This is a genomic window from Bacillus sp. XT-2 (genome assembly GCF_025696525.1).
GTDB classification, from domain to species: Bacteria; Bacillota; Bacilli; order Bacillales; family Bacillaceae; genus Bacillus; species Bacillus halotolerans.
The window spans coordinates 1-14,018 of the sequence record NZ_JAHVOC010000015.1 but is presented as its reverse complement, the minus strand read 5'-3'; the positions used below and the strand labels follow the sequence as shown (position 1 = coordinate 14,018).

The following is a 14,018-nucleotide window of genomic DNA, read 5'->3' as shown; positions in this document are numbered from 1 at the left end:
CTTTTACGTTTATTATAAAAAAAGTCAACCTAAAATGCAATATCAGGGAAGTTTATAACCATAATCAAAGTTAATTCTCGAAAATTTACCCTCTGTTGTCTGAACACTCGTTTTCCCATATTCTGGTGTACTTGATATATGTGCTGAACCATTCCAGCCATCAAGAATAACCACTTTTATTTTGTTTCGTTCAATCAAGTCTCCAACGGAAAGTTGGTGTAAGTTTTCAAGTTCAATAGGTCGGTTCATTTTGCAGCACTCCCCGTGTTATAATTAATTGTCGAGATTAACTAAACCGGGGCCTTGTGCTGCGGTTTTTTATATATCCTCTTCCTCCTCGCCCTCTTTTTCTTCCCAAGCCATCTCAAAAGCAGATTCTAAAAATCTCAATTGCTTTTCAAGTTCTTCATCTGTCATCTGGGAAAAGTCAGGTCCGTGTCCTGGAACCATCATGAAATCTTCCGTAAGACGTTTTATAAGATACTCTCTCCTTGAAGCCACCAATAACCCTCCATCCATTTTTAAGCCGCTGGAGTAGCTCGCATTTTCTTAAAGGCTCATAGAGGTGGACTGCTCGTACATCCTCCATGCGAAACAGCAAATACCAACGCCGCTGCCTTTTAACCATTAAGCCGCTCCGTGTTCGCCCTCATCCTGATTGTCTTCCTCTTTTTCATCGTTTGAAGGCAAATCGTATTCGCTGCTTTCATCCAGAGGAACAGACGGCTTTTCTTCTTCCATAGGTTCCGCTTCTGCAGCTTGATCTTGTTTCCAATTCCACCAAGCTTCAGCGATTGGAGCAATTTCTTTTCTGTACTCATTAATGAGGTCTATAGTGGCACTTGGAGACATTCCAAGCTCATCTGCAAGCCTGCGGTATGATTCCCCCTCAATACGGCGTTTTGCAATTTCAGCAATCTCTTCAGGAAAACCATCACGAATTGGTGGCGTGCCTTCAGTGATAAAAGAATCAACAATTCCCCTATCTATCTCCATTGTTTTCTCTTCAATTCTTGGTTTTTCTTCAGGGAGCCCCAACTCTGCCTCAAGTTGTTCGGGTTCAGGATTCGCAACATTAACAATTCCTCTTTGATCAACCGTGTAATTTGTAATTGGTTTCTCGGTTTTCGCATTTATTTCTAAGACATATTGAACTGTTTCAGATTCCAGCTGAGCTTGTACTTCTTTATCAATCATTTCAGAAAGGCGTGAAATTCTAGACCCTCCTAATTCTTTTGTGCTGACCTCCAAAACGATTTCAGTAATACCTTTAGGCTTCATATTCACCTTTTTAACGAGAGATTTTAGATTAATGAAAGACATAACTGCTCCTCCTCTTGTGATAGTGGCTTTACTTGTATTTCGATTCTTGGATTTTGGCTATAATACTTACTGACATGGAGGTCTACAATTTGGCTGTCATCATGCCAGATGACTTTATTTAGTCCGTCCTTAATGCCCTTTATATAGTTATCAACATCTGGCTTTTTGCTGGGCCTTAACAGCCCTTGTTCTGCTTCTGCAACTTTTTTCTTACTGAAGCTTTTCAGAGTGGATTTATAAACCCTTACTGACAATTCAAGTGGTCCTTCTAGCAATTTAGATGGACGATAATCTGAAGCAGCCAGCTTTACATATTGCTTAAAGTCTCTTGATTTCTTTGGATCATATAGCCTGGTCATCCCATTAATCGTGGTGGCTCTCGGTCTCCCTTGGGCTACTGGCTCACCGTAAACTGTAAAACTAATCAATGCCGTTACCTCCCGTCAGCTGCTTCCAGCTGCTCTATTTCAGTCATTATTAAATCCGCGTTCATGATTATGAATGTTAAGGAGCGGAGCGTGCCGAGCATCAATCTCCCTCCTCGAAGGACATTTCACGGCCAAACTTACATTTAACGTTAATATGTAGCCGCTCCAGTTCCGGCAAAGGCAGTTCATACAGCTGTTGCCCGTCCTCCGATTCATACTGGCCATACTTGATAAGCTCATTCGTTAAAAATTCCCGCCGCTCGTCTGTGGCAGTCTGTGTTATATCTGAAGGCATAATATGTGCTCCTTTCTTTTAAGCGAGCTTCGCTTCCATTTGTCTATCAAGGTTTAAGAATCGGCCGTACTCTTTAATAAAGGCAGCCATGACAGTGCCCACCGAGCCGTTTCTTTGTTTTGCAAAAATGATCTCCACTATGTTTTTTAGGTCGCTTTGCTTATCGTAATAGTCATCCCTATAAAGAAAACTAACGATATCGGCATCTTGCTCAATGCTGCCTGAATCTCGAAGATCAGACATCATCGGCCGCTTATCTTGCCGCTGCTCAACACCGCGAGAAAGTTGAGAAAGCAGAATGATTGGAACATTGAAGGTCCGGGCTATGTTCTTCAATTCGCCTGTTATGCTTGCGACCTCTAAGTTTTTCGTTTCAAATTTTCCAATAGGTCGGATTAATTGAAGATAATCAATCACAACCAAATGCTTTTGATCCGGGTGTTCCTTTGTGGTCTTCCGAATGGCAGAACGAATATCAGCCACTGACTGTGACGGTTTGTCGTGAATATAGATGTCTAGTTTTTCATATTCACCGATGGCCCGATTGGCGTTTTCATAGTCTTTTTCACTGAAATACTTGTGCGGGTTTCTCCATTTTGTACCTTCGATTGAACCTAAATTGCTGAGCATCCGATTAACAAGTTGACGGTCGGGCATCTCCAAAGAAAAAACATCCACAACACCACCTTTTAGCGCCGCATTCTGGGCCAAATTTAGAGCGAAAGCTGTTTTTCCCATGGAAGGCCGGGCAGCTACGATAATTAAGTCGCTATCCTGCCAGCCTCCGGTCATAGCGTCTAGATCAGCTAGCCCAGTTTCCACTCCTGTTATTTCGCCTTTCTCTTGATACATGTCGTTGTATATTTCAGTTAAAACATCCATCTTGGTGCGATTATTTTTAATTCCAATCTCCTGCAGCTCCACGGTCTTCTGATAGACTTGCAAAATACCCTCATCGCTTGGATTGTTTGCAAAATCAAGCGCGGCCTTCTGCATATCTCGAAGTTTAAAAGCTTCATAGATTAATGTTTGATAGGTTTCAAAATTAATAACGGAAGGAACCGCACTTGCTAGATCTACAAGATAAGAGGTGCCGCCGATCGCTTCGACTGTATCCCCTAACTCTGTAACTACTGTCACCATTTCAACAGGTTGTCCGGAGGAATCAACATCACGCATAGCCTTAAAAATCCGCTTATGCCGCTCATCTGCAAAATGCTTTGGCTCCAAAGTGGTTTCCTTAATCAGCTCGCTTTCAACAAGGATACAGCCCAACAGGCTCTCTTCTGCTTCAAGGTTTTTTAGCATGTTTTGCATTTCGTTCCCACTCTTTCTGTTGCTCTAAAAATTCATTTTTCTCTGGTTGTTTGACGCTAATCTCCGCAATTGTTGGAGGGAATGGTTTACTTGCAATATGCTCATTTATCTTTGTTTTTGCGGCTTCGAACGGCATTTTTTGAAGATGGTCCATCCACAATTCAATTCGCTCTTTCCCAACATCGCCGCTTAAGTCAAAACGCGGATATGCTGCGGAAAGCCGCAACAATAATTTCATTGCTTCTGCTTTTTCCAAAGTAATCACCTTCCTAATTCACCTTAATGCCGTTCTCTTTTGCATAATCCTCGAGAGCGGCAAAGCTTTTTTCTTGTATCGATCCGCGCGGCCTAAATTCTGAGACATTAGAAGGCTGTTTTTCGCTTTGTTTAGCTGCCCATCTATCACGAATAATTGGTTCACAGTAAGAAAAAGAATTTATCTTGTCTCCTGGATATTTTGGTTTATATTGATCAAAAATTTCATCTATCCAAGTCAAAACATCGTCGATAGGTATCTCTGCCTCTATGACCCTTTTAATTGCCGCTGTATCTATAGCAGATAAAAATATAGAGCCTTTTCTCGAAGTGAATTTATCTTCGATTTTTTGGAAAGAAGTCGAGCCCTCGTCCTTCAGCTGAGGTGCTCTTGGCTTTTCTTTAGCCTTACTTTCATTTGCAGGTTCTTCAGCAGCACCTTGGAATTTCGAATAATTTAATACGGTCCAAAGCATTCCGTATTCAGTTTCCTCTGCAGTAATCATTCCTTTTGCCTGAAGCCTTTCAGCTGCAGCCTTTACTGCGGCTCTTGTGAATTTTGTTAAACCTCTGCCCTTTTTAATCGCTAAGTCATCACATAGTTTTGAATATGAGCGGATATACTGACCTTTTTTCAACTCATAATCATTAATCTTCATACCGTCCTGAAACGCAGCTTTGGTAATTAAAAAAGTGAACAACCTAAAGCCGACATTATCTGTAAAGATCTCATGATCGACCATTGACTTATATAGTCTCACCCATCCAGCCAAGGGCTTCGCCTCCTTTCCATCGCTATTTCTTTCTGCAGATAGCTTTTAACCCTTTGATTGTCACAAGAGTAAGATTGGGTTCATATTTTCGAAAATAGGTTGAAACGTACATTAATAGAGTGTCCTTACGCATATCTGGGGCCACTGTCTTGGCCAATGACACATAACAATAAGGGTAAGGAACCGCAATTAAGTCATTGTCAGTCATGGTATATAAACAACCTTTCCAGTCAATTTCATGATGTCTTCTTTAAAAAGCTCCTCGTCGCTGTTTGATTCAGAAAGATGCAGCAGCCAAATTTCCTGAACCCTGCTCAAGTCATTTGCCTTCAAAAACTCTTTTACGTTTTCTAAACTGAAGTGCGACTGTAAGAGTCGTCTTTTCATAAATGGCGGTGTACGGCCGCTTTCGATGTTGTCGTTCAGTATTTCATTCGAGTAATTGCATTCCACCATAATGTGAGTGAGTCCTGGAAACTTGTATTTGATGTAATAGGTATCAGTGGCAAACAGAAGCTTGTCACCGTCCTCATTAGCCAACAGGAAGCCATACGGCTCCGCCACATCGTGCTGCACGTCAAAGGGCATAATAGACCAAGAACCAACTTTAAACGGCTGTTTAGCGCGCACAGGCTTTATTCTGTGATGAGAAATGCCAATTGCTCCGGCCGTCCCAGGAGACATGTAACAATCAATGCCGGCTTTCAGAACATCCTTAATTGCTTTGCAGTGATCCCCATGCTCATGAGAAACAAGGCAGCCAGCGAATTGAGAAATTTTATACTGAAACCCCTTCTGCATTTGTTTAAAGTTGATGCCGCATTCCAAAAGAAGTGGGGTCTTACCATCGGTGACCCGATAGCAATTCCCCTTACTGCTCGATGACAGGGCTGTAATTTCAATCAAAAATCTGGTCCGTCCGATTCAAAGACTGAGGGCTTCTCATCTTTTTTTGTTGGTTGGGGCTCCGGCTGTTCTGTTTGTGGATCCGGAATTGGTTCGATATCGATAACCTCTGTATTCGCGTTTTCGTTTACCTCACGGCGCACCCGTTCTTCAGCCGGTATATCATCGTTAGCCTGCTTCTCTTCCTCTGTATATAGATTTCCTAAGCTATTAGGGAAAGCTTCACGCAGGGCATTTACTATTGCTGTTTTTCGAATCATATTTAAGGGCATTGTCTTCCACGTGGATTGTCCTTTGCTGAATTCATCCAGGCTTATACGCACTGAAATTGGTTGCTGCCTATCCGCACGGTAAACGTCAGCCCATCCTCCAATTAGATTATCCTTAGGAAGCTTGATTGCGCCCTCTATTTCAACCATATCTCCTTCACGCTCAACGATAATTCCAGCTTTAAACCCCTCAAATTGCTCGTTATTCTCTGCACGCTTCATAAATGCTTCTTTACCAACAATCATTTGAGCCGGTGAGCCTTTAAATTTCACAAGATAAGCTTCATTTAAAAATGGATTGAGTTTTTGATACTTGCAAAGATTTATAAACATTGCCGCTTCTTGATCAGTTACATCAGAGTTTCCACGAACCAAAAAATTCTTTACTGTTTTTCCTGTAAGCTTTACGGATTCACCGTTTACTGAAAACTCAACGGGCTTAGTCATTAATTCATTTTGTTCACTCATTTGAATCCTCCTCATCTTCGTACATAAATTTCACTTTTTTCCCCTTATGCTCAATCAAGAAATTTTCAAGCAGATCAGCAAAGTCGGAAGGTCCGACTAAATCTCTTTCTAAAATTGCGTCTTCTGGACATTCACAAAGCGGACCCACATGCATGATTTCTTTCCCATTTATAAGCAAGGTTTCACGGCGTAGATCTTCCCAACCTTTACTCGTAACGACTGTTACTGTGACAATTTCACTCATGCACTTACCTCACAATCTACTGGAATGAGCGAGCTATCATCTAATTCAATCCGCAGCTGTTTATCTTTCTCGGAAACAATCAGACTGAGGATCTGTGAATTTGTGTTGATCAATTTCGTCACCGCTTCAGAGTTATCAACGAAAATAGGAGCAGTGATTCCGTAGTAATCATTAAGTGTGTTAATAATGTCCAGTCCAACATTAATGCGTGCAGCATTATTTAAGCCGGACGAATACGGCACACCGTCAAAAAGGGTTTCACACGTCTCTTCAAGTCCTCCGTTGATCTGGTCTTTGAAGAGCTTGAAGCGAGCATATTTAAATTTGCTGTTTATCTTCTCTTCGAGGAGATTCACTTTAGTGCGAACAAATTCCTCAGTCAAAAAGAGTTGGTGTTGCAGCTGTTCATATTGTTCTGCTAACTCTTTTTGTTCTTGCTCAAGCTGTCTTACTCGATCATTAACGTGCTTTGCGTGATCAATTTTCGCTTGATCTTTTTGAAGCAACAAAATCTCTTGTTTTCTACTGTTGATATCATCCTTAATCAATTGAACGGCTTGATCTGTGGAAGATTCTAATTGCTGAATTTCCTTCTGGATGTCCTCGATCTCAGCTTGTTTATTTTGATAAATTGGATCCACTGAAATATCTGATCTATTGTTTTGCGCGCCCTCTAATTCTTTTTCAAGTGATAATAAAGTCTCTTCTTCACTCTTATAGGCATCCTGCAAATTAGATATTGCAGCTTCTAATTCCTGAATAGCATCCTCAGACTTTTCTTTTTGACTCTTAACCGACTTGCCTTTTTCATTGATTTCAGCTAAAGCTTGGCTTTTATGAAAATTGAATTTTTCAATGGCTTGATCAATTTTTTCTTTCGGTAATTCTTGGCCGCATGTAGGGCATTCAGTTTGATGTTGATCAAACGTCTCCTCATTCTTGTCGCACCAACTCTGGCGCAGCGACTCGATTTCCGTATTTAATCGATCCAAATTGTCTTTTTCAAGTGATAACTGCCGCTGATTCGATTTAATCTCCATTGAAATTTCATCAATCTTGCTTTTCACAGGGTATAGCTGCTCTTTAATCTCATTGATCTTTTTGTATTCTTTTTCCTGATGACCATTTTTGATTTCCTGAAGATCATTCTGCAGCTGGAGAATTACTTTCCTCTTCTCAGAAATAGCTTCACCATTACGAGCTGAACGAAGTTTCTCCTCCAATGACTCAACTTCTTTTTGAAGAAAATTTATCTCGTCATGTAATTCTTGTTCATCTAGACCAGATGTATCTTCGACTGTGCGCTGGACTTCATCGATTCTTACCGGTATTGCATCGAGCTGTTTATTTATTTCACGCTGTTTTCCCGCGATCACCTTTCTATGCTCTTCAAGCGACCGTTTCTTTAAGATGCTTTCCAGGGCAGCCACAGAAGGGTTTTTACTGAATACTTCCTCGGCTGTTACATCGCCACTGATCTCAAGTAAAATCTTCCGTCTGTCTTGCCATTTCAATTGCTCATTGAAGAATGATGGAGAAGTAATGAGTTTGAATTTATCTTCTTCAATAATTGAGCTGACTCGATCATTAAACTCTTTTTTCTTTGATGGTACTTCGTTAATAAAATAATCAGTGGTATGGCCAGAGAATACGGCTTCAGCACTACTCCGCTTTTTTGTCCACTTCTCGGAGTACACCTTTTTCAAAGACAATTCAGCACCATCTACCAAAAACAAGCCGCTGACTTCATGATTCAGTCCGCTAATAGGCTTGTTTTCTTTTGTGAGAGTTTTAATCTGAAAATCTTTTTTGTTTTGGCTGTCCTTATCGAATAAGAGCCAAATAAAAGCATCAAACAAAGTTGTTTTTCCTGTTGCATTATCACCGTAGACCTTGACGTTCTCGCCTTGAGTATCGAGAGTAAAATGTTTAATCCCCTTAAAATTACGAAGTTCTAATTTGAGCAGTTTAATTTCCTTCTTCATTTGGCATCACGTCCTTTCTCTTTAGACTTGAGAGAAAGATACTCATTTCGTGCCTCAGCTGTCGGGAAGTGAAAGCATGTATTCCCCTTAAGATCAAAGGAAATTGATCCGCCTACAGTAACAAGATTAATCTGATCACGCCGACGATCACTAAATGGTTCAGTGTAAATAACATCATTCATTTGTCAAAGACCTCCAAAGATTGATTTTTGGAAGGTGATACAGTAAACTATGAATACCAAAGTTGGTAACACCTTCTACGGCTCGCTCTGCAAAGCGAGCTTTTTTTATTTCACTTTTTGAAGTAGTTCCTGAACACTATCAGGAATTTTGTGTTCACATTTGCTGCAATAAATTTTGTAAGATTGTTCTTCAATCTTTCCGCAATTAGGGCACTTTCTTGGCGGAATAACCAGGTAAAACACAGAAATCCTCCTTTCTGATGCTTGCACGCATCGTCAGACCAGAGAGAGAGTGGCTGTAAGTTAAAAGGGGGAATGGATGGATAAAAAAGTTCTCCCCCTGGCCTGACGACAAGAACAAGCTTGCCGTGCTCATAAAAGAGCGCTATAATACTTCCGTAACGTTTTATTTGCTTAAGCAGTGAGTGTAGGAGCTTGCTGCTTTTTTATATTTTCAATAGCCTTCTTCGCCTCGGCATTCACCAGAAGAATCTGTGCTGGATTCCTCTTTACTTCCCGACAATGACTCACAACCTCAGAAGCTTTCATTAAACGGCTTGCAGATAATACAAATTTCATTCAAATCATCCCCTCTAACTTTTTTTCAAAAAAATCTTTTGACGGAATAACTTCAACAATGCGATCGAAGTCTCGCTTGGATTTTATGTAGTGATCTAGTTGTTTTACAGATTTGCGAAGTTCATTAACCGTTTCATTCGCCTTTTTCATATCTCCGTTAGCAACAGCTTTGATCAAGAGCTTTGAGTATTCCTCTATAAAAATTTGTTCTCGCCTTACTGAATCAGCGTGTTTTTTCAAAACCATGTCCTCAAGAAGCACCTTTGATTAACCCCCTCGTTAAAAGCTTCATTTTATGCTTGCCCCACATCTTCACCCATGAAATCGAATATTCCTTACAGAGAACAACGATTAGCTGAGTTAAAGCTGTTATGACGTCTAAACATTCCTGAATCGATTTCTCAATCATTTTTGTATCTGACAATGTTTTGGGATTGACTGAAATATGTTCGACTGAATTTTGCAAGGCGTCCAAGGCTTCTGTCATTTGTATTTTGGATTGAACAAGAAGGTTCACCCTGTGCAAATCGGCTGTTTCCCCGTCCAAGATTAAAGGTCCCCAGCCTGTATAATCAGAAGCAGCTTCAAGGGCAGGCCGTGGATCATTATGTTTCTCAGCAAAATACTGGGCCACCTCCGGCTGAACTTTATGGCGGCCGCATTCCTGATGAGATACAGATTCACGCGAAAGAAATAATTCATCGTCCATAGATAACTGCTGTTGTGTAAGTTCAGCCTCTTTACGAGCGCTTTTTAGTGCTTTCGGTGCTCTACCAAATTTCACTTTAAACCTCTCCTTTTTCTACCAAAATTTTCGTTTTCAATTGGTAAACTTTAGTTAGAAGCGGTTATGCTAACTCTTTCATGCTGTTTTGTTCCTGCTGTTTGATCCACTCATTAAGAGAATCAACACGAAAGAAAATTTTCTTTCTAACTTTGAAATGAGGAATCTGACCATTTCTAACCATGATATAAATTGTTTCCTTGTGAACCCCCAAAAAGTCTGCGGCTTCTTGAGGGGTTAAAGCTGTTCGTTTCAATGTAAATACCTCCATTTAAGCAGAATCTTGATTATGCAACCTGTGGTTTACATTCTGTTCAAAAAAAATAGTCCAATCAAGACCTAATACCGGAGCAAGTTTCATAGCTACAGAAGGTGATGGTTGTCTCTCACCTCTCTCAATCAAACCATAGTATTGACTGGTGATTCCAGCCTTAGAAAGATCAGCAACTTGTTTTTGACTAAGGTTCCGGTCTTTTCTAGCTTTAATTAAATACTGAGTAAGAGCAGATGTCTTTTTCAAATCATCACCTCCTTTTTGTAAACTGTTTGTTTCTACGCTGTTAATAATAAAAGAAACCTGTAGTTTCTGTCAACACTTTTATGAAACTTTTCGTTTCCTTTTGTTTACGAAACTAATTGTTTCTATATAATAATTGTCAAAGGCAAATAAAGTGAGGAACCTACTATGTTTGGAGAACGTTTAAAAAAATGCCGTACCTCCAAAGGATATAGCCAGCAACAGATGGCGGATTTCTTAGGAATTACGAGACAAGGATATGGGAAGTATGAGATCGGTAAGGCTGAACCTGATTTAAAGACCCTTACTAAATTAAGCAATATATTAGGAGTTTCAACTGACTTTCTTCTAAAAGGCACACATGCACAATTTGATCTCGATGAAATTTTAAATGATCCCGAGACCTTAATTGCTGGTCGTGATGGTACGATTTCGAAAGAGCAAGCTAAAGAGCTCCTGTATTATCTTTTGAAAAAAGAGTTCGACGAACAATAGCAGCTATTCTTTATTCTTAATTCTTTAATTCTTCTTCTGGTAAAACATTTGTTAAACATTTGTTTAATAAAAAGAAACCTAAGTGTTAAATAAAACTTTTTGCATCCCCTAAAAACATAGATATATCAAGGGTTATGACTGATGCACACTGTAAAACAAACTGTTTAACATTAATTGAGTTAAATGAAAGATAAAGAAAACTTAACTGGAGTAAAAAGGGGAACTTAAATTGTTTAAAAAATTGGGGACTTTACTATTAATCACTTCACTGATATTGCTAGCAGCATGCAAAAATAGTGAAGAGTCTTCTACATCATCAGTAGACACAAACAATACAACTGATACCAACACATCAGAAAGCCAAGACATCTCTACTAATGGACCTGAAAAAGTTGGCGATGTATATGAAATTGAGAGCGGTACAGCGAAAGTAATGGCCATCAGCAATAAAGAAGCCACTGCGAAAACTGGCCCGATGCAAGTAACTGTAAAAAAAGTAATTGCCGCTGTGGCCAACGAACAAACACCTTTTATTGAGGTTCAACTTGAAGCGGAAAATACATCAGATAAAGTAGTTTATTTCGGCCTAGATGATGCAAAATTAGCAACAAGCACTGGGGTACAAATCGATGAGGCATCTACTAGCGAAAATGAAAAGTTTCTTGGAGAGTATGTGGGGAAAGTAAACGATAGTGGATCCGTATTTTATATTTTTGAAAACGAAGAGGATATAAAAGATTTAGATTCAATTCGACTGAGAATCGCTCTTCCGGTTGATGAGGACGCAAATGCTTTAGGTGACGATCTTGATTTAAAAATTAACTTAGAGCATTAAAAACAAGCCCTGTTTTGGGCTTTTCTTTAGAAAATAAAACCGAACATAAGTTTGCATTTCGTTAGTAGGAGGCTTTACCTTGTATCATTTATCACTTCTAGAGGAAAGAATACAAACAATTTACACCGGCATCGGTATTACAGAGCCTGGTTCATGGGACTTGGAACTAATTGCAGATAGGTTAAAAATAATAGTCCATTACAAAAATCGTTCATCTGTAGCAGTAAAACTGCTGGGAATGGCTTGCATTATTCTTGATTCACGATTATCCAAAAAAAAGCAATGGGAAGATTTTTCCCATGAACTGTGCCATCACATAAATCATGTGGGTGTTCAATACAAATTACCCCCACTTTTTAGAGAATTACAGGAGAATCAAGCAAATGCATTTATGTATCACTTTGCTGTACCTAGCTTTATGCTGAAAAACATTAAATTACCGGCAACCAAGCGGGAATCTATAAGTCTCATATCTGATCTTTTTCAGGTTACTCATCCTTTTGCGGAAAAAAGATTGGATATGTACTTCCGTAAGTTATTCAACTTTAAGTACCAATCATTTATGATTCAAAAGAATAAAGAAAGGGAGAAAATTTTATATGCCAACAATTGAAAAAAGAGGCGAAAAGTCATTTCGATTAGTTGTTGATATCGGTACAAAGAGCAAGCGTAAAAGAAAGGTCAAAACAATTAGAATAGAGGATCCGGCTTTATTAAAAACCACTAAAAAGCTGCGCAATTACTTGGAGAGTGAATGGTATAAATTCAAAACAGAAGTTGAAGCCGGCGCTTATATCACACCACACAAACGAACATTCAATATGTTCATAGAGGACTGGGAGAAAAAATACGCCCTGGATCATCTCGATGATAAAACTCGTGAAACTTATGAATATATTATGGGGAAAGAAATACAACCCTATTTTGGAGACATGTACTTAGACGAGATTCAGCCGATTCACATATTAAATTTCTTAGAAGAATATCAACGGGAAAATGATGTCTCAACGTCAAGCATTCATGCAAGATATCGAATCATTAGAGATATCTTAGGAAGAGCAGCTGAGTGGAAAATTATAAAAGAAAACCCTGCTGAAAACGTAAAGCGACCAAAACAAAAATACAATGAATATGAAATTTATACTGAAGAAGAAATAAAGGAAATCTTTATGCTATTAAATGAACACGCTCCATTGAGGAACAGAGTTATGATTAAATTTGCTTTTACTGGTGGATTTCGTAGAGGTGAACTATTGGCAATCGATGAAACAGATTTATTTTTTGATACTAATGAAGTCAGAATTGATGAGTCTTTACAATATACAAAGAAGAAAGGTTATCGGTTTAAAGACCCTAAAAGTAACTCTTTCCGTAAAGTTACGATGCCGCCTGATATAATGCAAGAAGCAGCTATTTTGCTACGAGAGATCAAGAAGAATAAATTACTGTTGGGTGAACTGTGGAGAGGAACAGATAAGCTTTTGTTATTTGGTGGGGATATGGGGCAACCCCAGTATCCAACCTCACCTAATACTTGGTGGCAGAGATTCACTAAGAGGCACAATATCAAGCCAGGACGTCTTCATGATATGAGACACTCACACGCAACAATGTTAATAAATCAAATTGGGAAAGTACCTGGATTAAACATTAAAGCTATTTCTCAGAGGCTTGGCCATGCTAACGTCCAAACCACATTGAATATTTACACTCACGCTAACCGCGAGTCAGATATTTTAGTTGCTGATGCAATCAATAATATATTAAAAACGGGGACATTTTAGAGAAATACTCTAATTTGCCACCCGTATGACACCCACATATTTTAGACAAAAAAAATAACAGTTCCATATCTCGCGGAAACTGCATAAGATCAACGTATTTTAGATAAGCTTCCAAGCGGGCTCGAACCGCTGACCTCTTCCTTACCATGGAAGTGCTCTACCTGCTGAGCTATGGAAGCAATGGCTCCGCAGGTAGGATTCGAACCTACGACCGATCGGTTAACAGCCGATAGCTCTACCACTGAGCTACTGCGGAATGATATAAGCTTCATAAACAAACATGGTAGAAATAGATAAAACTGCTTGGCGGCGTCCTACTCTCACAGGGGGAAACCCCCGACTACCATCGGCGCTGAAGAGCTTAACTTCCGTGTTCGGCATGGGAACGGGTGTGACCTCTTCGCTATCGCCACCAAACAATTGAGAGTGTTCTCTCAAAACTAGATAACAGGTGTGACATCATTAGAAATTAGGTTAAGTCCTCGATCGATTAGTATCTGTCAGCTCCATGTGTCGCCACACTTCCACCTCAGACCTATCAACCTGATCATCTTTCAGGGATCTTACTTCCTTGCGGAA

Annotated in this window: 22 protein-coding genes, 2 tRNA genes and 2 rRNA genes; 4 read left to right on the top strand and 22 right to left on the bottom strand. The window is 39.6% G+C overall.

What is annotated here, in order from left to right; genetic code table 11:
* Window positions 1-42: 42 nt before the first annotated feature.
* The 18 genes from KXD37_RS23595 to KXD37_RS23510 form a co-directional block, all read right to left on the bottom strand.
* Window positions 43-249 (bottom strand): XtrA/YqaO family protein, encoded by a 207-nt coding sequence (locus KXD37_RS23595; RefSeq protein ID WP_019713089.1) that lies wholly within the window; start codon window positions 247-249, stop codon window positions 43-45.
* Between the two features lie 69 nt (window positions 250-318).
* Window positions 319-519 carry a hypothetical protein gene (locus tag KXD37_RS23590; protein ID WP_263463768.1) on the bottom strand — a complete coding sequence of 67 codons (201 nt, stop codon included), beginning with the start codon at window positions 517-519 and terminating at the stop codon, window positions 319-321.
* Window positions 520-627: 108 nt separating this feature from the next.
* On the bottom strand, window positions 628-1,323 hold the full coding sequence (locus KXD37_RS23585) for a helix-turn-helix domain-containing protein (protein WP_263463767.1): 696 nt from the start codon (window positions 1,321-1,323) through the stop codon (window positions 628-630).
* A complete protein-coding gene (locus KXD37_RS23580; RefSeq protein WP_087992040.1) occupies window positions 1,305-1,751 on the bottom strand; it encodes a RusA family crossover junction endodeoxyribonuclease in 447 nt (148 codons plus the stop codon). The genes KXD37_RS23585 and KXD37_RS23580 overlap by 19 nt, the downstream gene beginning before the upstream one ends.
* A gap of 100 nt (window positions 1,752-1,851) precedes the next feature.
* Window positions 1,852-2,046, bottom strand: a complete 195-nt coding sequence (locus tag KXD37_RS23575) for a Fur-regulated basic protein FbpA (protein ID WP_202658154.1) — start codon at window positions 2,044-2,046, stop codon at window positions 1,852-1,854.
* A gap of 18 nt (window positions 2,047-2,064) precedes the next feature.
* Window positions 2,065-3,363 (bottom strand): replicative DNA helicase, encoded by a 1,299-nt coding sequence (gene dnaB / locus KXD37_RS23570; RefSeq protein ID WP_263463766.1) that lies wholly within the window; start codon window positions 3,361-3,363, stop codon window positions 2,065-2,067.
* Window positions 3,338-3,619, bottom strand: a complete 282-nt coding sequence (locus KXD37_RS23565; protein WP_317988171.1) for a replicative helicase loader/inhibitor — start codon at window positions 3,617-3,619, stop codon at window positions 3,338-3,340. The genes dnaB and KXD37_RS23565 overlap by 26 nt, the downstream gene beginning before the upstream one ends.
* 13 nt (window positions 3,620-3,632) lie before the next feature.
* A complete protein-coding gene (locus tag KXD37_RS23560) occupies window positions 3,633-4,277 on the bottom strand; it encodes a hypothetical protein (protein WP_263463764.1) in 645 nt (214 codons plus the stop codon).
* Between the two features lie 318 nt (window positions 4,278-4,595).
* Window positions 4,596-5,297: an MBL fold metallo-hydrolase gene (locus KXD37_RS23555; RefSeq protein WP_263463763.1), complete on the bottom strand. Its 702-nt coding sequence runs from the start codon at window positions 5,295-5,297 to the stop codon at window positions 4,596-4,598.
* On the bottom strand, window positions 5,294-6,034 hold the full coding sequence (bet, locus tag KXD37_RS23550; RefSeq protein ID WP_263463762.1) for a phage recombination protein Bet: 741 nt from the start codon (window positions 6,032-6,034) through the stop codon (window positions 5,294-5,296). Before bet ends, KXD37_RS23555 begins: the two co-directional genes overlap by 4 nt.
* A complete protein-coding gene (locus KXD37_RS23545) occupies window positions 6,027-6,278 on the bottom strand; it encodes a hypothetical protein (RefSeq protein ID WP_263463761.1) in 252 nt (83 codons plus the stop codon). The genes bet and KXD37_RS23545 overlap by 8 nt, the downstream gene beginning before the upstream one ends.
* Entirely contained in the window at window positions 6,275-8,263 is a 1,989-nt protein-coding gene (locus KXD37_RS23540; RefSeq protein ID WP_263463760.1) for an AAA family ATPase, read from the bottom strand. The genes KXD37_RS23545 and KXD37_RS23540 overlap by 4 nt, the downstream gene beginning before the upstream one ends.
* Window positions 8,260-8,445 (bottom strand): hypothetical protein, encoded by a 186-nt coding sequence (locus tag KXD37_RS23535; RefSeq protein ID WP_213408482.1) that lies wholly within the window; start codon window positions 8,443-8,445, stop codon window positions 8,260-8,262. The genes KXD37_RS23540 and KXD37_RS23535 overlap by 4 nt, the downstream gene beginning before the upstream one ends.
* A gap of 414 nt (window positions 8,446-8,859) precedes the next feature.
* Complete coding sequence (locus KXD37_RS23530) at window positions 8,860-9,024, bottom strand: hypothetical protein (protein WP_164998438.1); 165 nt, start codon at window positions 9,022-9,024, stop codon at window positions 8,860-8,862.
* Entirely contained in the window at window positions 9,025-9,285 is a 261-nt protein-coding gene (locus tag KXD37_RS23525; RefSeq protein WP_263463759.1) for a hypothetical protein, read from the bottom strand.
* On the bottom strand, window positions 9,275-9,808 hold the full coding sequence (locus KXD37_RS23520) for a helix-turn-helix domain-containing protein (protein WP_014112367.1): 534 nt from the start codon (window positions 9,806-9,808) through the stop codon (window positions 9,275-9,277). Before KXD37_RS23520 ends, KXD37_RS23525 begins: the two co-directional genes overlap by 11 nt.
* Window positions 9,809-9,872: 64 nt before the next feature.
* Window positions 9,873-10,064 carry a helix-turn-helix domain-containing protein gene (locus KXD37_RS23515; protein ID WP_010330169.1) on the bottom strand — a complete coding sequence of 64 codons (192 nt, stop codon included), beginning with the start codon at window positions 10,062-10,064 and terminating at the stop codon, window positions 9,873-9,875.
* Between the two features lie 15 nt (window positions 10,065-10,079).
* On the bottom strand, window positions 10,080-10,328 hold the full coding sequence (locus KXD37_RS23510) for a helix-turn-helix transcriptional regulator (RefSeq protein ID WP_263463758.1): 249 nt from the start codon (window positions 10,326-10,328) through the stop codon (window positions 10,080-10,082).
* A 165-nt stretch (window positions 10,329-10,493) separates the two neighbouring features.
* On the opposite strand from KXD37_RS23510, the gene KXD37_RS23505 reads away from it, so the two are divergent.
* From KXD37_RS23505 to KXD37_RS23490, 4 genes are all read left to right on the top strand, one after another.
* On the top strand, window positions 10,494-10,820 hold the full coding sequence (locus KXD37_RS23505) for a helix-turn-helix domain-containing protein (protein ID WP_188323440.1): 327 nt from the start codon (window positions 10,494-10,496) through the stop codon (window positions 10,818-10,820).
* 229 nt (window positions 10,821-11,049) lie between these two features.
* Entirely contained in the window at window positions 11,050-11,655 is a 606-nt protein-coding gene (locus KXD37_RS23500) for a hypothetical protein (protein WP_263463757.1), read from the top strand.
* Between the two features lie 79 nt (window positions 11,656-11,734).
* Entirely contained in the window at window positions 11,735-12,268 is a 534-nt protein-coding gene (locus KXD37_RS23495; RefSeq protein WP_263463756.1) for an ImmA/IrrE family metallo-endopeptidase, read from the top strand.
* Window positions 12,255-13,439, top strand: a complete 1,185-nt coding sequence (locus tag KXD37_RS23490) for a tyrosine-type recombinase/integrase (RefSeq protein WP_263463755.1) — start codon at window positions 12,255-12,257, stop codon at window positions 13,437-13,439. Before KXD37_RS23495 ends, KXD37_RS23490 begins: the two co-directional genes overlap by 14 nt.
* 106 nt (window positions 13,440-13,545) lie before the next feature.
* Here KXD37_RS23490 and KXD37_RS23485 read toward each other — a convergent pair.
* From KXD37_RS23485 to KXD37_RS23470, 4 genes are all read right to left on the bottom strand, one after another.
* Window positions 13,546-13,618, bottom strand: a tRNA-Thr gene (locus tag KXD37_RS23485).
* A 2-nt stretch (window positions 13,619-13,620) separates the two neighbouring features.
* Window positions 13,621-13,695 (bottom strand) — tRNA-Asn (locus KXD37_RS23480).
* Window positions 13,696-13,740: 45 nt separating this feature from the next.
* Window positions 13,741-13,856 (bottom strand): 5S ribosomal RNA (rrf, locus tag KXD37_RS23475).
* A 53-nt stretch (window positions 13,857-13,909) separates the two neighbouring features.
* Window positions 13,910-14,018 (bottom strand): 23S ribosomal RNA (locus KXD37_RS23470); the annotation flags it as partial.